The sequence below is a fragment of the Mycobacterium sp. Soil_C_30 genome (genome assembly GCF_057656995.1).
Genome location: NZ_JBDGJH010000003.1, coordinates 164,278 through 188,461 on the forward strand (window position 1 = coordinate 164,278; position 24,184 = coordinate 188,461).

20 protein-coding genes and 1 pseudogene are annotated in these 24,184 nt (G+C 63.0%); 15 read left to right on the forward strand and 6 right to left on the reverse strand.

The window, feature by feature from the left end:
• The first annotated feature begins 218 nt into the window (after positions 1–218).
• The 10 genes and pseudogenes from AC3A6P_RS06475 to AC3A6P_RS06520 form a co-directional block, all read left to right on the forward strand.
• Complete coding sequence (locus AC3A6P_RS06475; protein ID WP_487689797.1) at positions 219–1,547, forward strand: MFS transporter; 1,329 nt, start codon at positions 219–221, stop codon at positions 1,545–1,547.
• 45 nt (positions 1,548–1,592) lie between these two features.
• Positions 1,593–2,252: a TetR/AcrR family transcriptional regulator gene (locus AC3A6P_RS06480; protein ID WP_487689800.1), complete on the forward strand. Its 660-nt coding sequence runs from the start codon at positions 1,593–1,595 to the stop codon at positions 2,250–2,252.
• A 127-nt stretch (positions 2,253–2,379) separates the two neighbouring features.
• The gene (locus AC3A6P_RS06485) at positions 2,380–3,117 is read left to right on the forward strand and encodes an SDR family NAD(P)-dependent oxidoreductase (protein ID WP_487689803.1); all 738 of its coding nucleotides are present in this window, start codon (positions 2,380–2,382) and stop codon (positions 3,115–3,117) included.
• A 32-nt stretch (positions 3,118–3,149) separates the two neighbouring features.
• Positions 3,150–4,745 carry an AMP-binding protein gene (locus tag AC3A6P_RS06490; RefSeq protein ID WP_487689806.1) on the forward strand — a complete coding sequence of 532 codons (1,596 nt, stop codon included), beginning with the start codon at positions 3,150–3,152 and terminating at the stop codon, positions 4,743–4,745.
• Positions 4,746–4,765: 20 nt separating this feature from the next.
• On the forward strand, positions 4,766–5,332 hold the full coding sequence (locus AC3A6P_RS06495; protein WP_487689810.1) for a VOC family protein: 567 nt from the start codon (positions 4,766–4,768) through the stop codon (positions 5,330–5,332).
• Positions 5,332–6,327: a quinone oxidoreductase family protein gene (locus AC3A6P_RS06500; RefSeq protein WP_487689813.1), complete on the forward strand. Its 996-nt coding sequence runs from the start codon at positions 5,332–5,334 to the stop codon at positions 6,325–6,327. Before AC3A6P_RS06495 ends, AC3A6P_RS06500 begins: the two co-directional genes overlap by 1 nt.
• Positions 6,324–6,692 carry a zinc ribbon domain-containing protein gene (locus AC3A6P_RS06505; protein ID WP_487689816.1) on the forward strand — a complete coding sequence of 123 codons (369 nt, stop codon included), beginning with the start codon at positions 6,324–6,326 and terminating at the stop codon, positions 6,690–6,692. The genes AC3A6P_RS06500 and AC3A6P_RS06505 overlap by 4 nt, the downstream gene beginning before the upstream one ends.
• Positions 6,693–6,715: 23 nt before the next feature.
• Positions 6,716–7,861, forward strand: coding sequence for a thiolase family protein (locus AC3A6P_RS06510; protein WP_487689819.1), 1,146 nt, complete (start codon positions 6,716–6,718; stop codon positions 7,859–7,861).
• Complete coding sequence (locus AC3A6P_RS06515) at positions 7,858–8,850, forward strand: NAD(P)H-dependent flavin oxidoreductase (RefSeq protein WP_487689821.1); 993 nt, start codon at positions 7,858–7,860, stop codon at positions 8,848–8,850. The genes AC3A6P_RS06510 and AC3A6P_RS06515 overlap by 4 nt, the downstream gene beginning before the upstream one ends.
• 44 nt (positions 8,851–8,894) lie before the next feature.
• A pseudogene (locus AC3A6P_RS06520) lies at positions 8,895–9,149 on the forward strand (acyl-CoA dehydrogenase family protein); the annotation flags it as partial.
• Positions 9,150–9,397: 248 nt separating this feature from the next.
• On the opposite strand, the gene AC3A6P_RS06525 reads toward AC3A6P_RS06520, so the two are convergent.
• The 5 genes from AC3A6P_RS06525 to AC3A6P_RS06545 all read right to left on the reverse strand — a co-directional run bounded on the left by AC3A6P_RS06525 (position 9,398) and on the right by AC3A6P_RS06545 (position 15,396).
• The gene (locus AC3A6P_RS06525; protein ID WP_487689824.1) at positions 9,398–10,882 is read right to left on the reverse strand and encodes an APC family permease; all 1,485 of its coding nucleotides are present in this window, start codon (positions 10,880–10,882) and stop codon (positions 9,398–9,400) included.
• A 21-nt stretch (positions 10,883–10,903) separates the two neighbouring features.
• Positions 10,904–12,637 carry a phytoene desaturase family protein gene (locus AC3A6P_RS06530; protein WP_487689826.1) on the reverse strand — a complete coding sequence of 578 codons (1,734 nt, stop codon included), beginning with the start codon at positions 12,635–12,637 and terminating at the stop codon, positions 10,904–10,906.
• Complete coding sequence (locus tag AC3A6P_RS06535) at positions 12,634–12,978, reverse strand: hypothetical protein (RefSeq protein WP_487689829.1); 345 nt, start codon at positions 12,976–12,978, stop codon at positions 12,634–12,636. The genes AC3A6P_RS06530 and AC3A6P_RS06535 overlap by 4 nt, the downstream gene beginning before the upstream one ends.
• A gap of 38 nt (positions 12,979–13,016) precedes the next feature.
• Positions 13,017–14,450, reverse strand: coding sequence for a gamma-aminobutyraldehyde dehydrogenase (locus AC3A6P_RS06540; RefSeq protein ID WP_487689831.1), 1,434 nt, complete (start codon positions 14,448–14,450; stop codon positions 13,017–13,019).
• 268 nt (positions 14,451–14,718) lie between these two features.
• Positions 14,719–15,396, reverse strand: a complete 678-nt coding sequence (locus AC3A6P_RS06545) for a GntR family transcriptional regulator (RefSeq protein WP_487689834.1) — start codon at positions 15,394–15,396, stop codon at positions 14,719–14,721.
• Between the two features lie 280 nt (positions 15,397–15,676).
• Between AC3A6P_RS06545 and AC3A6P_RS06550 the strand changes: the two genes are divergently transcribed.
• The 4 genes from AC3A6P_RS06550 to AC3A6P_RS06565 are packed head-to-tail and all read left to right on the forward strand — an operon-like array spanning position 15,677 to position 22,551.
• Positions 15,677–16,765, forward strand: coding sequence for a phosphotransferase (locus AC3A6P_RS06550; RefSeq protein ID WP_487689837.1), 1,089 nt, complete (start codon positions 15,677–15,679; stop codon positions 16,763–16,765).
• A 38-nt stretch (positions 16,766–16,803) separates the two neighbouring features.
• Positions 16,804–18,123, forward strand: a complete 1,320-nt coding sequence (locus AC3A6P_RS06555) for an aspartate aminotransferase family protein (RefSeq protein ID WP_487690586.1) — start codon at positions 16,804–16,806, stop codon at positions 18,121–18,123.
• A gap of 34 nt (positions 18,124–18,157) precedes the next feature.
• Entirely contained in the window at positions 18,158–21,079 is a 2,922-nt protein-coding gene (locus tag AC3A6P_RS06560) for an FAD-binding and (Fe-S)-binding domain-containing protein (protein ID WP_487690587.1), read from the forward strand.
• Positions 21,076–22,551, forward strand: coding sequence for an NAD-dependent succinate-semialdehyde dehydrogenase (locus AC3A6P_RS06565; protein ID WP_487689839.1), 1,476 nt, complete (start codon positions 21,076–21,078; stop codon positions 22,549–22,551). The genes AC3A6P_RS06560 and AC3A6P_RS06565 overlap by 4 nt, the downstream gene beginning before the upstream one ends.
• 77 nt (positions 22,552–22,628) lie before the next feature.
• Here the strand turns inward: AC3A6P_RS06565 and AC3A6P_RS06570 are convergent, their stop codons facing one another.
• Positions 22,629–22,991, reverse strand: a complete 363-nt coding sequence (locus tag AC3A6P_RS06570; RefSeq protein WP_487689841.1) for a DUF1330 domain-containing protein — start codon at positions 22,989–22,991, stop codon at positions 22,629–22,631.
• 414 nt (positions 22,992–23,405) lie between these two features.
• Between AC3A6P_RS06570 and AC3A6P_RS06575 the strand changes: the two genes are divergently transcribed.
• The gene (locus tag AC3A6P_RS06575) at positions 23,406–24,095 is read left to right on the forward strand and encodes a VOC family protein (RefSeq protein ID WP_487689844.1); all 690 of its coding nucleotides are present in this window, start codon (positions 23,406–23,408) and stop codon (positions 24,093–24,095) included.
• Positions 24,096–24,184 lie beyond the last annotated feature (89 nt).

Sequence of the window (24,184 nt, forward strand, 5' to 3'; positions counted from 1 at the left end):
TTAACGATGAGGCGGGTGTTGATCGGGAAGCCTCGCCGGGTGGGTTCCGCCGCCGCGATCTCCCGCACCGGACGCCACGATTTAAAAGTCGATACAAAATTTGCTTGTCAGCCAACCAACATGTGAGCTAGGTTACCCCTAGGTGCTCAGGGCCGCCGTTCACACACCGTCGACGCAAACGCTCGGGCATGTTTATTCACGGAGAGGTGCTTGTCCTCATGGGCGAACTCAACAGCGATTCGGTGCGGATGAACCGCAAGATACGTACTCTGGCCGCGATCACAGTCGGGAACTCGTTCGAGTGGTACGAGTGGGCGATTTACGGCATCTTCGCGCCGTTCATCGCGGCGGCGATGTTCGACAATTCAGATCCTGTATCGGCGTTGTTGTCTACTTTCGCCGTCTTCGCGGTCGGCTTCTTCATGCGTCCGATCGGAGGCATTGTCTTCGGTCGGATTGCCGACTGTCGGGGTCGCAAGTTCGTGCTGGTCATCACCTTGCTGGTGATGGGAGCTGGAAGTCTGCTCATTGGCCTCTTGCCCGACTACGACAGTCTCGGCGTGTGGGCTTCGCTGCTCTTGCTGTTGGCTCGGATGCTGCAGGGCTTCGCCCATGGTGGCGAAAGCGCCACGTCGTATTCGTACATCGCCGAACTCGCGCCGCCGCAAAAGCGTGGAGCCTGGAGCAGTTTCGCGTACGTGGCGGTGCTCATCGGAACTGTGTTCGCGTTCGTCCTCGGGGTTGCGCTCACCGTTCTCCTGGGGCAGGAGGCTGTCGCCGAATGGGCTTGGCGAGTGCCGTTCATCGTCGGGGCGGTCGGATCCTTCTGCGTGCTGCTCCTGCGGAGGAAGATGCAGGAGTCGGAGGTGTTCACCCAACAGTCGCAGCTTTCGGCCACCGCAGTGAACACGTCCTCGACGGGTCTGCTGCGCCCCGTGCTCATCTGTATCGGATTGATCTGCGGTCTGACTGTATTTCAGTACACCTGGCTCACATACATTCCGAGTTACGCGATCGTGCACCAGGGTGTATCTGCGCAGTCGGCCTACCTCGCCCTCGCAGGTGCGCAATTGATAGCTCTCGGTTGTCTTCCGTTGTGGGGGCGCCTCAGCGACAAGATCGGGAGACGACCAGTCTTCATCGGGTGGGCTCTGCTCGTGATAGTCCTGCAGATACCGTTGTTGACTCTGGCTGGAGCGAGTGCCTGGTCGCTGTTCGTGGCCTGCACAATCGCTTGGGTGCTTGCTACCGCAACGGGCGCACTGCAGGCCGCTGCGCTTGCTGAACAGTTCAGTACCCGTCAGCGCACGATGGGAATCGGGTTGGCCTTCTCGGTGTCGGTCGCCGTGTTCGGCGGTGCGACACCGTATCTCAACGAATATCTGCATGCTCACGGATACAGTTGGCTCGCCCCGGCATGGGTGATCGGCGCAGCTCTGGTCACAGGTTTGACGGCGTGGCTCATGCCCGAACGAAACGGTGCGGACCTCGCTCACGTCGGGAACACGCCAATCCATCAAACTGAGAAGAGCGCACCATCACGGTGAAATTAATGTTTGTCGAAAGACCACTGTCTAGCAGACCGTAGAGGAATGGAGATCGATCCCATGACGCAGGAGCACAAGCGCCCGCGCGGACGCCAGACCGAACGGCGACTCGAGGCTGAGAACAAACTGCTGGTCGCCGCCGCCGAGCTCATTGGTGAAGTCGGCCCGACGCGTATGACGTTCAACGACATTGGCACCCGCGCCGGATACAGCCGGGGACTCGCCAGTCATCATTTCGGGTCCAAGAACGCCCTCATTCGCCGCATCATGGACACGGTTACCGAGGATTTTCATCGAGACCTCGCCGCGCACGATCCGGATGCCGACGTCCGGGACGGAATTCGTGAGATCGTCCTTGCCTACTATCGCGGGCTCGGCAAAAGTGATCCGATGATTCGTGCTCGGGTGGCGCTGTGGGCCGCGGCGGCAGTGGAGGGGTCAGAGATCGATCGCTCGCATGTCGCTGCCGCAGAGGAGCGGTTCAAGGATGAGATCCGTACCCGGATCACCAAAGGTATTCATACCGAGCAACTTCCGCGCGACCTCGATACAGAAGGATTCACCACAGTACTCATCGCAATGCTGCGCGGGGTGGCTGTGCAACTGCTGCTCGACAACTCGGTTGACCTCGACCGGGCGGCAGCCGAGACGCTGGCATTCGTTGACGGTCGACTCTCGCGTCGACCTCAAGAAGAATCGATCTAGACCCTAACGAGGCCGTCTTTCCTCGAGGGCGGCGCCGGCACACACAACCACCGGATGCAGGTCTCGAAGTTATTGGCTTGTTGACAAACAAACTGAACGCGACAGCGCATGACCGTACGGAGGATCCATGACCGTTACCCAACCTGTTCGATCAGCTGTCGTCACGGGCGGCGCCAGCGGAATTGGCTTCGCCGCTGCAACCAAGCTGCGTGCCCAGGGTTATCTCGTGACTGCCATCGACGTGATGGAACCTCTGAACAGACCGGCCGGTATCGCCTTCCAGTACCTCGACGTCGGCTCAGTGGCAGATTGGCAGCGATTCGCCAGCACTCTCAAGGAAAGCGGCGATGGGCTCGACGTGTTGGTCAACGCCGCAGGTGTCCAGGGTGAGCTCGGCCGATCCACTCTCGCGGAGTGTTCGATGGAGAACTGGAACCACGTTCTCGGCGTCAATCTGTCCGGAACGTTCCTGGCATGCCAGAACATTCTGCCGCTGATGCGTGATCACGGATCGATAGTGAACATCGCCTCCATCGCCTCGTACTATCCCACCGCATACAACGTGGCTTACGGTGCCAGTAAGGGCGGCGTCGCGCAGCTATCCAAAACAATTGCCGCCCTGGGCGCTCCGCGTGTGCGGTGCAATTCTGTCCACCCAGGGGTCATCGCGACGCCGATGGTCGATCGGATCCTGACGACCTCGGGGGCCTCCTCGGACACCGATTTCGTGCGCAGGGTCCCACTCGGTAGGCAGGGCACCGCTGAAGAAGTAGCCGAGGTGGTGGCCTTCCTGGTCTCCGACGCCGCCAGCTATGTCACGGGAGCGGAAATCACCGTCGATGGCGGCAGCCGACTCGTCCGCTGACCGCGGGCGACACGAACCACAAGGAGTTTCTGATGGATCACCTCTTCCGCACCGAACGGGAGCACCGCACGCTGGGCAGAATCTTGCAACGACAGGCCGCTGCGCATCCGGACGCCGAATTCCTGGTCACGGATGACCACGGCTGGACGTACGGGCAGTTCGAACAGTGGACCAACCGAATCGCCGCCGGCCTCCAAAACCTTGGAATCGAGCATGGGGACAGGGTGCTCGTAATGCTGCCCAACTGCGCCGAATTCGTTGCGGTGTGGTTCGCGTGTGCGCAAATCGGCGCTGTGGAAGTGCCGGTCAACACCGCCTATAAGGGAATGTCCTTGGAACACATCGTCGCTGACAGCGGTGCGAAGGTCGCCGTGGTCGCGGCGGAGTACCTGCCGCGCTTCGTTCCCGGTGAGAAAGCATTCGCGGGTCTGCGCCATCTCATCGCACACGGCTCAGTGCCGTCGGCGTACGTCGACCCACGGCTACGTGACTGGTCGGTCCTCGAGTCAGACCGGGAACCGGTTCGGCCTGTGGTGAGGTCAACGGACCAGATGGCAATCCTCTACTCCTCCGGTACTACCGGTAGATCCAAAGGAATCCTGCTCAGCCACAACTACTTCTGGTTCAGTGGTGTCCGTTGCGCGGACCATGGGCGAGTCACCGAGAGCGATCGGTTGTACACCTGCCTGCCTCTGTTTCACGCCAACGCGCAATGCCTGACCCTGATGACCGGCTTGGTGTCTGGCGCGTCGGTGATTCTCGACTCTCGATTCTCGGCCTCGAGATTCTGGGACCGGCTACGTCAGTGGCGGGCTACCCGATTCAACTACATCGGCGGAATGATCCCGATTCTTCTCAAGAACCCGCCGTCTGATCTCGATCGGTCACACTACGTGGAACTCGCCTTGGGCGCGGCTGCGCCCGCCGATCAATTCCGTTTGTTCGAAGAGAGATTCGGCGTCACCTTGTTGGAGAGCTACGGCCAGACGGAGAACTGTGTGGCATTGGCGAACCCGATCGACGGTCGACGGGTGGGTTCGGTGGGCAGGGCCATCTGCGGTTACGACGTCGCTTTGGTCGACGATCATGATGAGCCGGTGTCGGTGGGCGAGATCGGTGAGTTGGTGTTCCGGCCGCGTTTTCCGGACATCATGATGACGGGCTATCACGGGATGCCTGACGCTACGCTGGAAGCCAGCAGGAACTTGTGGTTCCACAGCGGAGATCTACTCCGAAGCGACGACGACGGCTACTTCTACTACGTCGACCGCAAGAAGGACGCCATTCGACGCCGGGGTGAGAACATCTCGGCGTTCGAAGTCGAGCTCGTGATCAACGCTCATCCCGACGTCATCGAATCCGCCGCGATTGCGGTATCTTCCGACGTCGGCGAAGACGAGGTGATGATCTTCGTTGTTCGCCGCCCGCAATCACAGCTTGACGAGCTGAGACTGATCGAACACTGCGACAGCCGCATGCCGTACTTCGCCGTACCGCGATTCGTCGAGTTCCGTGACGAGCTTCCGAAAACCCCGACTCATCGTGTTGAGAAGTATCGCCTGCGTGCTGAGGGGCGAACGGCACGTACCTGGGACCGCGACACCTCGAGCTTCGAGCTCACCAGATAACTACATCGAGAGGACACCTGATGATCACCAGCACGGGCGCCATCGCCCAACTCGGCTTCGTCGTGACAGATTTGGACAAGGCGGTGAAGCACTGGGTTGAGTTTTTGAAGGTCGGGCCCTTCTTCGTGGCCGACGAGATCAAGCCGGAACTGTTCGCACATCGTGGCCACGCCTCGGACGCAGCCTTTGCCGCCGCGTTGGCCAACACGGGCAACATGCAGATCGAGCTGATCCAGCCACTCGGCGACTCCCCGAGTCTGTGGCACGAGTTCGCAGCATCGGGCAGGCAAGGGCTGCAACATGTGGCCTACTGGACGGACGATTTCGACACGGAGTTCCAGGCGGCGCAGAATGCCGGCTATCGGCTTGCCCATGGAGGGGTCCTCAGCGGAGGGCGTTTCGTCTATTTCGAGACCGATGACCCGGACGGTTACGCTGTCGAGCTCTCCGAGCGCAGTCCCGCCAAGCGTGCGGTCTTCGGCGCCATCAGGAACGCTGCGGTCGGGTGGGACGGCCGCGTCCCGATCCGACCGTGGGCAGAAGCGCTGGACCTGGCGGCCACCACCGCGACCCCCGGCAACAACTGATGCGTGCCGTCATCGCAACTGAGCAGGGGCCGGCACTCGCCGAGGTCACCATTCCTATGTTGGCCCGAGATGCGGTACTGGTGAGGGTCTACGCTGCCGCGCTCAATCGCATTGATCTCAGGATGGCTCGAGGTCTTGTCCATGGCGCGTCGGGCGGGTTGGGTAAGGCCTGCGGCATGGAATGGGCTGGCGAGATCGTCGAGGTCGGCTCCGATGTGACCGGCTGGGCCGCCGGGCAGCGCGTGATGGGTGCCGTCGCAGGCGCATTCGCAGAGTTCCTCACCGCGGACCCCGGTGTGATCCTCGAAATCCCAGAGGCACTGTCCTACCACGAGGCCGCGACGCTACCCGTCGGGTTGCAGACAATGCACGACGCGCTGGTCACGCAGGCACGGTTCCGGGTCGGACAGAGTGTACTGATCCAGGGCGCAAGTTCGGGCATGGGATTGATGGGGTTACAGATCGCGCGGGAGCTCGGCGCGGGCTTGGTCATCGGCACGTCCACCGACGCCGATAGACGCCGGCGACTCGGCAAGTTCGGAGCGGATCTTGCTGTGGACTCGCGCGCCGACGACTGGGTAGCCGCCGTCCTCTCCGCTACCGGTGACGAGGGCGTCGATATTCTTTTGGATCTCGTTGCCGGCCCGTTGGTGATCCCTGCTATGCAGGCCACCAAGGTGGGCGGCCGGGTGGTCAATATCGGACGGGTGGGAGGCGAACAAGGCGCTGTCGACTTCGATCTGCACTCGTTGCGGCGGATCCAGTACGTGGGAACAACCTTTCGCACAAGGGGTCCGAAGGAGGTCAGCGACGTCGTCGCGGCAGCCACTCGGGATCTCAACGAGGCCATCGGTGCCCGCCGCATCATGATGCCGGTCGCAGGTGTGTATCGGCTTGATCAGGTGGATGAAGCATTCGCCCGGATGGAACGCAATCAGCACTTCGGCAAGCTCGTGCTCGGCGTTGTGGAACGACAGGAAGGAACAACACCGTGAACGAGAAACCGTGGGTGGCCGGCGCAGGTGTTCTCCGGCTGGTTCTCGGACGCTGCACCGTTTGCCACCACACCTTCTTCCCGCCTCAGCTGCACGGCTGTGAATCGTGCGGTTCTGGGGCAGAAGGCCTGACGACTCTGACGGTACCCGCGACGGGGACGCTGACCGCTGCGGTGACCGTCGGCGCGCATCCGTATTTGACAACGCCCTTCACTGTGGGCGACATCGTGCTTGATCAGAAATCGGTTGTTGTGCAGGCGATTCTGGCTACTCCATTTCCGGCGGGGGAGCGCGTCGTGGGCCACCTGGAAACAGACCGAAGCGACGAGTTGGTGGTCTTCACCGCCGATGGGGAGTCAGCCTGATGGGTAGGAACTTGTTGAAGGACATGCCCGTCTACGTAGTCGGCATCGGAATGTATGGCTATCAAAGGCCCTCGGCGACGACCTATCTGACCATGGGTCTGGCGGCGGTCCGGGACGCGCTCAGCGATGCCGCGATCGTGTGGGAGAACGTGGACAGCGCGTTCGTCGGGTCGGCAAAGATCGGGATGGCTGCTGCACCCACCCTGACGCGATACCTGGGCCGCACCGGCCTCCCCGTCGTGCAGGTCGAAAGTGCGTCAGCGTCCGGGTCGGTGGCTTTCCGCCAGGCGGTTCTTGATGTGGCCAGCGGGCGATGTGATGTGAGTCTCTCAGTAGGCGTCGACAAGGCTGAATTCCCTCCAGACGCGGTGAGCAAGTCGGGAATTCCCGGACTGGTCGACGGTCGCATGGAGTTCCACACCATGTTCGCGTTGCGCACCGAGCACTGGTTGGAGCAGCGCGCAGCAGATCCCCGGCGGCTCGGCGAGGTAGCCGTCAAGAACCACCGCAATGGGGCGCTCAACCCGTATGCGCAGCGGCGCAAGGCGCGGACGCTCGAAGAAGTGCTCGAACCGCCATACATCTCGGGCACCCTGACCCGCCTGCAGTGCACACCTGTGGGAGAAGGTGCCGCCGCTGCGATCGTGGCCTCCGCGGAAGGGTTGACCCGGTTGGGTATTGAACGTCGCCGTTGTGTCAGGGTGCGCGCGGCGGTGCATCAGACACAGCCCAATCGTGACAACGCGGTGGGGAACGAAGAGGAGGCCGTGACGCGCGAAGCGGCGCGGGAAGCCTACGAACAGTCTGGCATCGGCCCGGACGGGCTCGACATCGTGGAATTGCACGACGCGTTCTCGGTAGAGGAACCGATGTACCTGGAAGCCATGGGGGTTTGTGCAGAGGGCAAGGCGCTGCATGATCTCGCGCACGGCGCGCTCGACATAGGCGGGAGGGTGGCGGTCAGCCCATCCGGCGGGTTGCTCGCGATGGGACATCCCGTCGGCCCGACCGGAATTGGTCAGGTCTGCGAGTCGGTGCGTCAGCTCCGCGGTGAAGCGATCGGCCGCCAGCATGCAGATGCCGCCACCGCACTGGTCCATATGGTGGGCGTCGGTGGTGTCTGCACCATACATATTCTCGAGAACGAGGCAGAGGTGAGCCACCGGTGATCAGCACAGCATTCACCGAACGCACAGGCATCAGGCATCCCATCCTGTGCGGCGGAATGACGGGGCTCGGCACTGCCGAGTTGATTGCGGCTGTTGCGAACGCCGGGGCCCTGGGTTTCCTCACCGCGCTCACCCAACCCACACCGGAGGCGTTGGCGCGCGAAATTGCGCGAACCCGTGGTCTCACCGACCAGCCGTTCGGGGTTAACCTGACGCTCCTGCCGACCATCTCTCCAGTGCCGTACGACGAATACCGCGGCGTCATCATCGATGCCGGCGTTCGATTCGTGGAGACCGCCGGATCGAATCCCAAGGATCACATCGCCGATCTGAAGGCCGCCGGTGTCACCGTCATCCACAAGGCGACCAGCGTCCGGCACGGACTGACGGCGCAGCGGATGGGCGTCGACATCATCAGCATCGACGGATTCGAGTGTGCGGGCCATCCTGGGGAGGACGACGTTCCAGGACTGGTGCTGGTGCCCGCGGCTGCGGACGCGCTGGACGTACCGGTGATTGCGAGCGGCGGTATTGCTGATGGGCGGGGGCTCGCCGCTGCGCTGTGCTTGGGCGCGTGCGCAGTCAATATGGGCACCCGGTTCATGGCAACGGTCGAGGCTCCGATTCACGACCACGTGAAACAGCAACTGGTTCGCAACAACGAGTTGGACACCGTGCTGGTCTTCAGGAACCTGCGCAATACCGCTCGGGTGGCTCGCAACGCGATCTCCGAGGAGATCAACCGCATCGGACGCGACCCGGAGTCGACGTTCAGTGATGTTGCGGAACTGGCGTCGGGCGCGCGGGGCCGGCGGGCTGTTCTGGGTGCCGGTGACATGGAGGGCGGGATGTGGTGGGCCGGTCAGGCACAGGGGTTGATACGTGACGTACTGCCCGTCAGTCAGCTTGTGAAATCAATTGTGGCGCAGGCCGAGGAAGTTCTGGGGCGAGTGAGGGCGCAGTCGTTGACCGCAACTGGAGGGCAGTGATGAATAGCAATTGGTCAGCTGATCTGTTTACCGGGCCGGAGGAGCTGATGGTCTACTCGGCGGCGGCGCGGGCCGAGCGTGGTGAGGGCAATCTGGGGTTCATCTCGGCGGCGTCGAAGTGTTTTGCCTCTGATATCGCCATGGAGGTCACCACCGATGCGGTGCAGTTGTTCGGCGGGGCCGGGTGCACCGCGGACTTGCCGGTGGAGCGGATGATGCGTGATGCCAAGATCACCCAGATCTATGAGGGCACCAACCAGATCCAGCGTGTGGTGGCGAGCCGCGCACTGCTGCGCTGACAGCCGGTGATGCTGCCGGACTGTTGTGCGGGAGGCAGCGGTTAGTCGCCGTCATGTGGCCCGGAGGCCACCGAGTCTCGGCAAAGCACCATGATTGGCCATTTCCTCCAAACTGGCGGCAGACAGCGGAGCGTGCGACAGCCGGACGTTCTGGTGCTTGAGAAACGCCTGCGCCGAGACTCAATCGAGAGGTGCTGCGAGACGACCCGGCCTGATTGACGACTCACAGGCCAGTACTGACAACTGCATCAAACGCGGTCGCCGAGTGTGGAGTTGAGCTGCGCGTAGCGTTGTGGCGACCGGGCTTTGATGATGTATGCGCCGATAACGCCGATAGCCAATGAGGCGAACAGCATTGCGGTGAAGGTGATCTGCAGCCAGCCGCCGCCGCCGAGCAGCACGTCCATCCCTGTGACCGCGTACCAGAGGAACGGCAGCAGACCGGCGATACCGAGCAGTGGTGCAATGAAAGTGTTCCAGGGCCGCTTGTCGACATCGGAGCGGCGGAAGAAGACGAAGATCGCGATGCTGGCGATGGTCTGTAACAGGATGATCGCCGCTGCGCCGACGCCTGTCCACCAGGTGAACAATGTGGTGTAGGGATCCAAGCCGAGGACTGCGAAGATCGCGACTACGACCGCGACCATGCCGATCTGGACGTAACACGCCAACGCGGGAGACTGCCGGGTGGCATGTGTAGTGCCGAGCTTGGACCAGATGACCCCTTGTCGGCCCAGCGAATACAGGTACCGGGCGACGTTGTTGTGGAAGGTGAGGATGGCAGCGAACAAGCTGGTGATGACCAACAGCTGGAAGGCTTCGGTGCCGACGCGCCCAAGCACGCTGTCGCTGACTGCGAAAACCAGGTTGCCGCCCTCGGTTCCGGCCAGGTCGACAACGTTGCTCACCCCGACGGCGTTGACGATCAGGAACGCGGTAACCGCGTAGAACACGCCCATGAAGATCACGGAAGCATAGGTGGCGCGGGGCACGGTGCGCTTGGGGTCCTTGGCTTCCTCGCCGTAGATCGCGGTACCTTCGAACCCGATGAAGGACGCGTGGGCGAACATCAGCGCGACCCCTATGGCGCCGGCGAACACCGCCGACGGTGCAAATGGTTCGAACGAGTAGTCGCTGATCGGTGTCGGTGAGTTGAAGAGGATACCGATGTTGAGGATCAGGATGATCGCGGTCTCCAAGGTCAGTAGTACGGCGAGAACGCGCGCACCGGCGTGGATCTGGCGGACACCCAGGAACAGCGACGCCCCCATGGCAATGAACGAGAACACCCACCACGGAACCGGTACGCCGCTGTGTTTCGAAACGAATTCTGCTGCGTAGTAACCGAAGCCGCCGATAACGCCAAGCTGGATGGCGTTGTAAGCGAAGATCGCCAGCGAGGCTGACCCGAGTCCGAGTGGTCGGCCGAGGCCTCGGGTGATAAAGGCGTAGAACGCGCCCGCGTTGGTGATGTGTTTGCTCATTGCGACGTAACCGACGGCGAAGATTGTCAGCACGACGGCCACCAGCACGAAGGCGCCAGCGATGCCGACACCGTTGCCGGCGCCGATGATGACCGGGAACAGCGCCACCACCACGGTCAACGGCGCTGCGGCGGCGACGACGAAGAATACGATGCCGAGCACGCCGATCTGGTTGCGGGCCAAGCCTGCTGGGCCGTCTGGCGCGTCTTTCACGGTGGCCAGCGGTTGAGGGTCATCCTGATGCAGCATCGCAGGTCCTTTGCGGTGAGGTTAGCGGGTGGTCTTGCTTCGAGCGGCAAACTTGACGACCTTGCGCAGCGCTGGGCTGGTCGCGACGGTGTAGCCGAGCTTCTTGCCGGCTTTGGTGTCCATCACGGTCTCCATGGCCCGGTCGATGACGCCGGCCTTGGGGGCTGGGCCGACGCGTCGGGCGCTGGGGGCGGGGGTGCCGTTGAGATCGGCGATGACGACCTGGGCCGCGTTGTGGCCGTTGGCGCCCATCACCCCGCCGCCGGGGTGGGTTCCCGAGCCGCACAGGTAGTAGTTGCCGACGGTGGTGCGGTAGTCGGCCAGCTCCGGCGTGGGGCGGTTGTTGAACAGCTGGTCGAAGAACATCGCGCCGTGGAAGATGTTGCCGCCGGTCAGGCCATAGTCACGTTCGAGGTCCTTCGGCGTGATGATGACCCGCTCGAGGATGTGTCCGCGTAGGTTGGGGGCATAGCGGAACAGCACCTCGAGCACGCGGTCGGCCCATTCGTCGCGGAACGAGTCCCAGTCGGTGCTGGACAATTCAAACGGAAGTTGTTGCACGCCAAGGGTCATGGTGTGTTTTCCCTTGGGCGCCAGCGTATCGTCGTGGGTGGATTGGATGACGGCTTCGATCACGAAATCGTCGGGTATCTCTCCGCGGCGTTCGGCCTCCCAGGCCCGCTCGAAGTTCTCGATGGAGGCGCCGAGGATCGCTTGGGCCTGGTGCTGCGGACCGAATTCGCCTGCAGGGAAACCAATGTAATCGGGCAACTCGTCGATCAGAAGGTGGATACGGGCCATCGAGCCGCGGGCGTCGTATTCCTGGAGTTTTGCGGTGAGCTTGGCATCGATGGCGCCGGCCGGCAGCAGTTGCAGCATGGAGCGCTGGGGATCGGCGTTGGAGACGACTGTGCGTGCCGAGATGGTTTCACCGTTGGTGAGCTTGACACCGGTGGCCTGACCCTTGGTGACCACGACCTGCTTCACCGGCGACTTCAGCCGGATCTCGGCGCCGTGCGCCTCGGCGCTGCGGGCCATCGCCTGGGTGATGCCACCCATGCCGCCCTTGACGAAGCCCCACTGGCCGAGCGTGCCCTTGAACTCGCCAACAGAGTGGTGTCCGTAGACGTAGCCGGTACCCGGGGTGGACGGTCCACCCCAGACTGAGATCATTCCGAAGAAGGTGAAAAGCCCCTTGATGTGTTCGTTTTCGAAGTATCGGTCCAACAAGTCCTTTGTCGAAAGCAGAACCATTTCATTGAACAGATCTTCGGCGCCGGCAGCTTCGAACGCGGCCAGCACCTGGGAGCGACTGGGGGCAGGCGACATCAGGAACGGCGTCAGGATGGACGCGAACTTCTTGACCCGCAGGCCGAAGTCCAGGAAAGCGCCGGCATCGCGCTTGGAGAACTTCTCGATCTCCTTGAGGGTCTTGTCCATGTCTTTCCACATGAACAGGTGGCTGCCATCGGGGAAGATGCTGACCTCATTGGCCTCGGTCTGGTACATCTCGAGGCCGTAGCGCTCGAGTTCGAGATCGGCAATGATCTCGGGCCGCAGCAGACTTGCGATGAACGCGCATGAGGACCAGGTGGCGCCGGAAATCAGTTCCTCACTGGTACACGCGCCGCCAACGACGTCGCGGGCCTCGAGGACAAGAACCTTCTTGCCTGCCCGGGCGAGGTATCCGGCGGTGATCAGCCCGTTGTGTCCGGCGCCGACGATGATCGCATCGTAGGTGGTGCTGTTGCTCATTGAAGTTCTCCAGAGATGGCGTGGGTGAAGTAGGTGCGTACGGTGGCCGGGTCGACGAGTTTGTCGAAGCCGTCGATGACCGGTTTCAACGTGGGGTGGGTGTCTCGCAGCTGCTCCCACGCCGCCCAGTCGCTGACCTCCATGACCTCCAGGATGTCCGCTGGCGCCCCATCAGGCGCTTCGTCGACGCGGAACGCTTCAAACCGCAGCACGATGTCGCTGTGGGCCAGGCATGTAGGCCGGTCCACCTCGGTGGAGAACCGCTCGAAGTCCGCCGGGTCCACCCCGGGCAGCATCGAGAACAGATTGACCGCTATTACGGAACGGCTGGGGACAGTCATCGCGGGGACTCCATCTTTGTGCTGAGAGGCGGTTCTGATCAGGATGCGAGGTTGATCATGATGTGCTTGATCTCGGTGTATTCCTCGACGGAATAGATCGACATGTCGTTGCCATGACCGGACTGCTTGAAGCCGCCGTGGGGCATTTCGGACACGATCGGCAGGTGATCGTTGATCCACACTGTGCCGAACTGGAGCTTGCGGGCCGCCCGCATCGCACGACCTACGTCCCTGGTGAACACCGAGGCTGCCAGGCCGTATTCGACGTCGTTGGCCCAGGCGAAGGCCTGCTCCTCGCTGGTGAAGCGAGTGGTCGTGACCACCGGACCGAAGACTTCTTTCTGCACGATCTCGGAGTCCTGCACGGCATCGATCACCAGAGTCGGCCTGTACCAGAAGCCAGGGCCGCTGCCCAGCCCGCCGACGGCCAGTGCCGCGGGCCCGGAGCTGATCGCCCGGTCCACGAAGCCCGCGATGCGGTCGCGCTGTCGTTCGGAGATGACGGGGCCCATCTCAGTGGATTCGAGCTCGGGCTGACCCATGGCCACCTTGGAAACCGCTCGGGTGAGCTCGGCGACGAATTCGTCGTAGATCCCGTCGGCGATGTATACCCTTGAGGCCGCCATACAGTCCTGCCCCGAGTTGCCGTAGCCGCCCTCGCAGATCTTGGTGATAGCCAGATCGGCATCGCAGTCGTCGAACACCAAAACCGGTGCTTTGCCGCCTAATTCGAGGTGAAGACGCTTGAGATTGTCGGCGCCGGCGCGGGCGACGACCTTGCCGGTGGCGGTGTCACCGGTCAGCGAGCTCATTCTCACCCGAGGATGGGAGGTCAGCGCCGCGCCCACGGTGTCGCCGTGGCCGGTGACGACGTTGAAGACGCCGGGCGGGAACAGGTCGGCAGCGAGTTCGGCCAGCCGTAGCGTGCTCAGCGGGGTTTGCTCACTGGGCTTGAGTACCAACGTATTTCCGGTCATCAGGGCAGGGCAGATCTTCCAGATTGCCATGACCAGAGGGAAGTTCCACGGTGCGACACTGCCCACAACCCCCAGCGGATCGCGGCGGATGATGCTCGTGTGGGTGGGGGAGTACTCACCGGCGGCCCGGCCTTCCAGCACGCGGGCTGCGCCCGCGAAAAAGCGCATGTTGTCGACGCCGAATGGAATCTCATCACGGGCTACCGCAATGGGTTTACCGACGTTCTGGGACTCCAGCTGTGCGAATTCTTCAGCGTGCGAATCCAGCCGGTCGGCCAGCTTCAGTAACAGCTCAGCCCGCTGGCCCGGGGTGGTGGCTGCCCAGCCGTCGAAGGCCTGTTCTGCGGCGGCCACTGCACGATCCACGTCAGACGAATCGCCGACGGGGACCGTGGCGATCTGTTCGCCGTTGGCAGGATTGATCACCGCTTCGGTCGCGCCGCTGGCGGCGGAAACATGCTCGCCTGCGACGAACATGAGCTGGCCGTCTGCCATGTGAGGTTTCTCCAAACTGGGGCCCACGACCGGAGAGCGGCTCGTGCCCTATTGTTGAACAGTTGACATGGAGAACTTAAGCACAGGTGACCGGTGTCCGCAAGACAAACAAAGTGAAAATGGGCGACGGCCACGGCCGTTACCGCACTCGTGAGAACAGTTGATGCCCGCGATTCCGCGCCCAAGCGCGGCGCAGGCACCAGGAAACCCGCGGAGGGCGTCGAACCAAAGGTGGATAGCGGGCGGGCCGCGAACCCGGGTTGGCGTGTCAGCCGGCCGTACGCTTGGCCAATATCTTGCGTACCTCATCGCGGTTTTCCGTGATGATATCGGCGATTGTGCTGCGAGCCAGCTCTGGATCGCGGGAGGCGAACGCCGTGACGATCCGCTGATGCTCCTCTTCCAGGGCTGAATCACTCTCGTACTCATGGTGATCCAACGACAAGACAAGAAGGAAGTACCGGAGATCGCCGAGAAGCTCGCCATAGAACTTGTCCAAGCGCGGGCTGTTCATCAACCCGACAATTGCGCGGTGGATATCGAGATCCTTCTCGACGATGGTGCGCGGATCCTCCGTCGACATCGCAGCCTTCAGCGCATCCATCGCGGCAGTCAAGGGGGTGAGGTCGGTGTCGGGCCCTATTGACGCCGCGGCCGCAGTCTCCAGATGAAGTCTCGCGCGGTAAATATCGAGAACCTCTTCGTCGGAAGGGTCCCAGACCGCGAGGCCACGGTTGAAAACGTAGCGAACCAGGCCCGTCCCCTGCAGGAGTCGCACGGCTTCGCGAACCGTGTTACGCGAAATTCCCAGGTCATCGGCGATCACACTTTCCCTGATGCGCTCGCCGGGCTTGAGCTCACCTTCGAGAATCATGTCCATCAGGCCGTCGGCAATCTGTTGTGCGCTGCTGCGTCCGACGATTTGGATGCGATCTGCCACAGACATAGCGTCAGCGTACAACTGTTCAACAACGCAGATGGCTCAGCGCTCGCGGAGTCAGCGGTGTCCTTGGCCTGGACACGCCTGCCCTAATGTTCTACAGTTGACACGGCCGCGCCGAGTGTCGGTGCAGATCGATCGAACACAGCTCGACACACACGTCGATCGCGATTGACGTATCCCCCCGATCGCAAAGGAACAGATCTCGGATGCCGAACGCCGTCGACAGCTGTCCAACACTGATGCGTTATTCCACACAGTCCGGACTGACGCAGGAAGCGACGCCGTGATCGCCGGTTCGGATGAACTCGCGCAGATCGCCCGGGAGAGCGCGCTGGAGTCCAGCGCCGAGAAGTTCCCCGAAGAGCAGGTCGCAGCCGAACTCCGCCGTCTGTACAAGCTGACGGGCCAGCTGAACCGCATTCCCACCGAGAAGGATGACACGTTCCGCCTCGCCACCGCACGCGGGCAATTTCTGGTCAAGATCGCTCCGGCTACGGAGGCCGCCCATATCGTCGATCTCCAGTCTGCCGTCATGCAGCACCTCGAGGATTCCGCGCCAGCCATCCCGGCCCAGCGGCTTGTTCGCGGCATTTACAGCCAACGCGAGTCCACGGTCGTCGATCCGAACGGCCAGGACCGCATCCTACGAGTATTGAGCTACCTCGAAGGCGATCTTCTTGCCACGGCGAAACCCACTCCTACCCAGTTCGCAAGCGTCGGTGCGATGTTGGCCCGGCTGGATTCCGCACTGACCGACTTTCGCCACCCGGAAGACAGCCGGCTACTGATCTGGGATCTGAAGAACTTCGTGCACATGCGTCCGCTGCTGGAAATGGTCACCGACCACGACGATGTGGCCATGGCGACGTGGATCTTCGACCAGTTCGAGGCCGTCGTCGCGCCCAGGCTGCGAACCTTGGAAACGCAGGTCATTCACGGCGATTTCAGTCCCTTCAATGTCGTAGTCGACCCGGCATCCAGTCAATTTGTCACGGGGATAATCGATTTCGGTGACGTGGTGCGCAGCCCCTTGATCTTCGAGCTCAGCGTCGCGGTGGCCAACCAGATCGGGGTAGACCAGAAACGGCCCTGGGACAGCGCTCTCGACATCGTGCGCGGATACCGCTCTGTGCGGCAACTGGCAGACCATGACGTTGCCTTGTTGGCGATTGCCGGTCCAGCGCGGCTTCTTCTGCGCGCGTTGATCTTCAGTTGGCGCGCAGCCGTTCATCCCGACAGTCGTGACTACGGACTGTCGCATTCGGCACTCGACTGGACCAGGCTCCGTTGCGCGCTCTCGGTAGCCACACCCACCGTCGAGACACTGCTGACATCTACAGGTGCAGCAGCTGCTCCGACAGGAAAGGAATGACGATGACCAAGGCCTTCACCCCCAAAGCGTCCGAGCCGATGGTGAACGGGTTCGACAGGTCACGCATCGACGAGCTGCCACCGCACACCCGCGAACAGGTTGATGCCCGCGACCGTCTTCTCGGACCCGGCTACCGACTCTTCTACGAAGATCCGGTCGAAATCGTGCGCGGCGCGGGTACGTTGCTCTATGACGCCGACGGCAATGACTACCTCGACGTCTACAACAACGTGGCAAGCGTCGGCCACTGCCACCCTTACGTCGTCGATGCCGTGCACCGGCAGCTGTCCACGCTGAACACCAACACGCGGTACATCCAGCAGTCCATTCTCAGTTTCAGCAAGCAGTTCCTGGACACCATGCCTGCCGAACTGGCTCACGTCATGTACACCTGCACCGGATCCGAGGCCAACGATCTCGCCATGCGCGTGGCCCGGTACTACACCGGAAACCAGGGCATCATCGTCACCTCCGGCGCCTACCACGGGCTCACCGCCGACGTGTCGGCCTTCTCGCCATCGCTGGGCGTCGGCGTCCCGCTGGGGCCCCACGTGCGCACCATCAGCGCACCCGACCGACTCCGCGCCGGCGGAGACGGCAACCTGATCGCCGCCATGCACCGTGAAATCACCGAAGCCATCGCCGATCTGGAACGCCATGGTTTCGGCGTTGCGGCATTCATAGCCGACATGATCTTCTCATCCGACGGCATCTACGCAGACCCCGCGGGCTTCTTGCAGCCCGTTGTCGACGAGATCCACAATGCCGGCGGCCTGTTCATTGCCGACGAAGTACAACCCGGTTTCGGGCGTACCGGTCAGCACTGGTGGGGATTCCAGCGGCATGGTTTGGTACCTGACATCATGACCACCGGCAAGCCGATGGGCAACGGGATCCCTATCGCCGCCGCCGCCTTCCGCCCCGAGCTTCTCGTGGAGTTCGGCCGCAATATCCGCTATTTCAACACTTTCGGCGGCAACTCGGTGTCCATCGCAGCTGCCCAGGCGGTGTTGGACGTGATCAACGACGAAGGCCTCATTAGCAACGCGGAGAAAGTCGGCGCCTATATCCAGACCGAGATCGCCAGGCTGGCAAACGACTACGAACAGATCGCCGAGGTGCGCGGAGCCGGGCTGTTCATCGGTGTGGACATCGTGGCCGACCGTGAGTCCAACACCCCAGACGGAGAAGCGACCTTGCGCGTGGTCAATCACATGCGCCGGCGCCGTATTCTGATCTCTGCATCGGGCCCACGCGGCAGTGTCCTCAAAGTGCGTCCGCCGCTGCCGTTCTCGATCAGTGATGCTGACCGCATGCTGGAGAATCTCGCGTTCGTTCTCGCCGAGGAGCTTCATTGAGCGAAGAACGCCGGGCGCAGCGCTGCTCGCTTGGATGGCGTCGCTGATGACAGCGCTACAAGACCACGCCGAGATCGTCGAATTGTTGGCTACCAGTGGCGTCGAAATAGACACCGCCAGCAGGCGTCTCGCCGAGTACAGTTACGACGCATCGAACTACCGCGTCGCGCCACTGGCGGTTGCGTTTCCCCGCGACCCCAGTGAGGTCAGCCGTCTTGTCGCGGTGTGCCATCGTGCCGGTGTTCCCATCATCGCGCGAGGTGGTGGCACGTCGATGGCCGGTAACGCCATCGGCAGGGGAGTCGTAGTCGATTTCTCGCGGCACATGAACCGAATCGTCTCCGTCGACGACACGAGCCGAACCACGGTCGTCGAGCCGGGAGTCATCCTTGCTGATCTCACCGAAGCTGTTCAGCGCAGGACGGCGAACCAACTGACCTTCGCTCCGGATCCATCTAGCAAGAATCGCGCCACCGTAGGCGGCTCGATCGGCAATGACGCCTGCGGCAATCACTCAGTTCGCCACGGCCGCACCAGCGACCACGTAGTGTCCCTGGACCTGGTGCTCGCTGATGGAACACGACTCACCGCGACCCGAACTGGACTGCAGGCCACCGACCCCGATGATGCAGGCGCCGTTGAGCGGGCCAGTGAGTTGTCTGCCGACCTGAGATCGCTTGCCGCTGGGTACATGCCGCAGTTCCGCCTCGAGTTGGCGCGCATCCCACGGCAGGTGTCGGGCTATCAACTGGCGAACTTGCTGCCGGAGAACGGTTTCGATGTCGCCCGCGCACTCGTAGGCAGCGAAGGAAGCTGCGCGATCGTGGTGGGTGCCACCATGCGGCTGGTGGATATGCCGCCGTCGGCGTTGCTGCTGATCGTGGCTTATGACGACATCGTGGATGCCGCGCGCGACGTCACGACGATCCTGCAGTATTCGCCGGCTGCGATCGAGGGTATCGACGAGCAGATCGTGGCGACGATGAAAGCGCGGCGCGGACAGAATGCGGTCTCCGCGCTGCCCACCGGACGCGCCTGGCTCTACATCGACCTCGACGGGGACGATGAAGCGACGGTCTGGGCCCAGGCAGAGAACCTCCGAGCTGACCTGCGCGCGAATGCGCGAGCTCTCGATTGCCGCGAAGTCCGCGACCCCACGGAGCGGCAGAAGCTGTGGCGCGTTCGCGAGGACGGGGCCGGCCTGTCATCGCGCCTGGAGTTGCCCGACGGATCCAGCGTCACCTCGTGGCCGGGATGGGAGGACTCTGCGGTCGCTCCGGAGAACCTGGCCGATTACCTTGCCGACTTCCGGCTCCTGCTCGCCCAGCACCACCTGATCGGTGTGATGTACGGACACTTCGGGGCCGGCTGCATGCATATCCGCATCACGTTTGACCCCCGCACATCCGAGGGGCGGGAGGTGATGTCCACCTTCCTCACCGCGGCTGCACGCCTGGTGGTCAAGCACGGCGGAACCCTGTCGGGTGAACACGGTGACGGCAGGGCACGGTCGGGCCTTCTGCCGGAGATGTATTCCCCGGCCATCATGGAGGCCTTCGCCAGGTTCAAGCATCTCTTCGACCCCACGAACATCCTGAATCCCGGGATGATTGTCGATCCGGAGCCGGTCACCGAGCACCTGGCGTTGGCGCAAATTCCTGACCTGCCATGGCAGACATCGTTCGCCCTGCACGACGTGAATGGTTCTGGCGCAGGAGCATTCGCCGAAGCGGTCCAGCGCTGCATCGGCGTGGGACGGTGTCGTTCCCATGGCAGTGGCGTCATGTGCCCGAGCTACCGCGCTACCGGCGACGAAAAAGACTCCACCCGTGGACGCGCCAGGGTGCTGCAGGACATGGTTCGCGGCGCGCGCAGTGTCGAGCAGGGATGGGCGTCTGAGGACGTACGCGAGGCACTGGACCTGTGTTTGTCCTGTAAAGCCTGTTCGTCGGACTGCCCGACCGGCGTGGACATGGCGACGTACAAGGCGGAGTTCTTCGACCATTATTACCGGGGGCGGTTACGCCCTCTGGCGCACTACTCGTTGGGTTGGCTGCCTCGCTGGCTGGCTCTGACATCACGGGCGGCGCCGTTCGTCAACGGTGTTCTGGCCAGTCCGCTGCGCTCGATCGGACTGCGCCTCGGCGGGCTGACCTCCGAACGGCCTCTTCCGCGCTTCACATCCAAGCGTCAGCTCCAAGACGAGCTCAAGTCCTACCGCACGGAGAACGGCGATGTGGTGCTGGTGGTGGATTCCTTCACCAAGGGATTCCGGCCCGAGGTTGCCGGAGCGGCGCTTCGGGTCGTCGAGGACGCCGGACATTGTGCCGAGGTTCGCACGGATGTCTGTTGCGGTTTGACCTGGATCTCGACCGGACAGCTGCGGCAGGCGCGAAAACTCCTCCTGCACACTGCCACTGCTCTCGATGACGGGACAGACCGTCCGATCGTTGTCACCGAGCCGAGCTGTGCAGCGGCGCTGCGTAAAGACCTGCCCGAGCTGGTCGACACGCCTGCCGCGCGCCGGGTCGCGCGGCGCGTGCGCAGCTTCGCCGAACAAGTCACCACGCAAAGTCACCGAGGCTGGATACCGAGTGTGGCGTTGCCGTCCACGGTCACCGTCCAAACTCACTGCCACGAGTACGCCGTATTCGGTGCCACAACGCAACACCGGGCGCTGGAAGCCGTAGGCATCACGCGCATCCGTGAGGCAACCGGATGCTGCGGCGTCGCCGGTAACTTCGGTTTCGAGCGCCAACACTTCGACGTCAGCATGGCCGTTGCCGAACAGGCGCTTGCGCCGGCACTGAGGGCTGACCCGAACGCCGCGGTGCTGACCGACGGATTCAGCTGCCACATGCAAGTCCGGCAACTCACCAACAATTTCTCGCCGAGCGCCTCGTCCCACCTTGCGCAGATCCTTGACCCCCGTCGCCGACAGGAGCCCCACCCATGACCGCACCGACGACAATGAACACCGTCTCTTCCATCCCCACCGGACTGCTGATTGGGGGCCACTGGCGAGAAGCCGCCGGCGGAAATGTCTTCGACGTGGAGAACCCGGCCACCGGCGAAGTGCTCGCAGCTGTGTCCGACGCCGGCCCGGCCGATGGTGACGACGCGCTGTCAGCCGCAGTCGCTGCGCAAGCATCCTGGGCGCGTACTGCACCGCGGTACCGCAGCGAAATCTTGCGCCGAGCCTACGATCTGGTGATGGCCCGGCAGGACTGGCTTGCGCAAGTGATGACGTCGGAAATGGGCAAACCGTTTGTTGAGGCCAAAGGCGAAGTGGCCTACGCCGCCGAGTTCCTGCGATGGTTCTCCGAGGAAGCAGTCCGCATCTCCGGTGACCACACCACCACCGGGGACGGGGCGAACCGAATCATCGTCACCCGGGAGCCTGTCGGACCTTGCGTCCTCATCACGCCATGGAACTTCCCACTGGCCATGGGAACACGCAAGATCGCACCTGCAGTCGCCGCCGGATGCACCATGGTGCTCAAACCGGCGCCCCAGACTCCCTTGACCTCACTGGCTTTGGCCGCAATCCTCCAGGAAAGCGGGCTTCCGGCGGGCGTTCTCAACGTCGTCAACACCACCGATGCGGCAACCGTCGTGCAACGCTGGATGGCCAGTGGCAAAGCCCGCAAGGTGAGTTTCACCGGCTCCACCGAGGTGGGCAAGCTGCTGCTGCGGCAAGCGGCCGACACGGTGATGCGATCGTCGATGGAACTCGGAGGAAACGCGCCCTTCATTGTCTGCGCCGACGCTGACATCGATACCGCCGTCGATGGTGCGATGGCCGCCAAAATGCGCAACATGGGTGAAGCCTGCACGGCGGCAAACCGCATGTACGTGCACCGCGACATCGCCGCGGCATTCTCCGAGCGCCTCGCAGCACGGATGGCGGCACTGAAGGTGGGCAATGGACTCGACGAGGGTGTCGAGGTGGGACCGTTGATCGACTCGGCCGGCCGCGCCAAAGTGCAACGACTCGTTGATGATGCGCTCGGGCGTGGCGCCACGGCGCTGACCGGCGGTCAGCTGCCGCAGGGCCCGGGTTACTTCTACCCGCCCACCGTCCTTGCGGACGTGTCCGCCGACTCCGACCTGATGACGACAGAGGTGTTTGGCCCGGTGGCTCCGGTCATTCCGTTCGACGATGAAGATGAAGTGGTCAACCACGCCAACGACACCGACTGGGGTTTGGTCGGATACGTGTTCACCCAGGACATCGATCGTGCATTCGACCTGAGTGAGCGCCTCGAAGTCGGCATGGTGGGTGTGAACACCGGAGTCGTTTCCAATCCTGCTGCGCCCTTCGGCGGGGTGAAGCAGTCTGGTCTGGGGCGTGAAGGCGGCAAGATCGGTATCGACGAGTTCCTCGAGTACAAGTATCTTTCGGTGCCGCGGCGCAAGGGCAGCTGAGCATTTGCAGCCTGGAGAGTCTTGTGGCGGCGCTGTCGAATTGAATGCTTGTCTGTTGTGTAGCTTTCTGACCGAGCTCACGACTGCGGCGTCGCCTCGAGCAGCTCCGCGACGCGCTTGGCGCCTGTATGTCCCGGGGCCACGCCCTGCACCAAGGCGGTGATCGACTCGGCGTTCTCCGTCCGCAGTGGAAGGATGCGTTGGTACTCCTCGGAGTCGTACCACCGCGCTGCGGACTCCATGTCGGGGAAGCGGAGCACGACCAGGGTGCCGTCACCCCAGTTGCCTTCTCGTACGTCGGCATCGCCGCCGTGGATGATGAACTCGCCACCGAAAGGGGCCATCGTGGAATCGATTTCGCGCATATAGCGGATGATGTCGTCACCGAAGTTGACGGCGCGCAGGCAGGCCACGGCGTAGGCGGGTACGGATTCGGTCATGTGGCCAGCGTCCGTCGATCGCGCCGTTCCCGCAATTACCCATGGGGTAAGCGCCCCGGCGCACGGCAAACCACGACACCGCGGCATTCCTCAACGCGGCGCACCAAGCGGGGCGTGGGCGCTGACGGTCGAGGGCCGGTCGAACGATGACAGATCCCCTCCGCGCATCTCGCGCTCCACGAAGTGGTGTGCTCGGACGCCGAGGTGCGGCACCTCTGGATCGGGATCAGCAACCAGCGCGGCATGAGATAAGGACCTACAACTACAGCAGTGATCGGAGCGCCGGTGCGGATGCCGATTCTCCGGCATCGGCGGAAAGGCGCAGCGTGATTCTTTTGATGGCCAAGTTCGGCGTCGCCGCTGAAGATCTGCAGTCGTGGCTGACAGCGACGAAGGACCCCGAGCATGATTTGGGTGAGTGCGTTCCTCGGTTTCGACGACACCGACCACGACGCCGGAGTGGCGTTGTGGCGTGAACTGACCGGATACTCGTTGTCGCCGAACGGCGGCTTCTTGAGCGCGGGACGAGTGGACTCCGGACCGAGCGGTCTGCGGCTGGACGTGCATGTCCCGGACGTCCGTGCCGCCACCGAACAAATCCGAGAGTTGGGCGCCACCGTCGCCGAGGGCGGTGAGCCGGTCGTGGGCCGCTCTCCCGGCGGCCTGGCGTTCCGGCTCATCGGTGATTCAACCCTGAACCCCACCTTGCCGAGTCAATGGCCGGGCGGGCACACCAGCCTGGTCGATCAGGTCTCGATCGACATCCCGCAGGAGCATTGGGTGGCCGAGTCGGCGTTCTGGACCGCTCTGACCGGGTGGGAATCGGTGACACTGCCCGGTTTGTCCGAGTACGCCTTCCTGACCCGCCCGTCCGGTGCCCCACTGCGGATCATCTTGCAGCGCCTCGGCGAGCCCACGGGTACGGTGCGCGCCCACCTCGACTGGGCCGTGTCGGATTCGGATCGCGCGGTGGAAACCGAGCGGCATGTCGCCGCCGGGGCGCGGGTGGTCCAGGTGAACCCGATCTGGACCGTACTCGATGGTGTTGTCCCGTATTGCGTCACCGATCGCGATCCGGCGACGGGACTGCACCACACGAAGTGAGCTGAGCAGTCTCGTCCACGGTGACAATGGGGCATTGGCCTGACGGCCGGCGGCTACCCCAGGGCCTCAGAACTGACTGCCGCCACCGT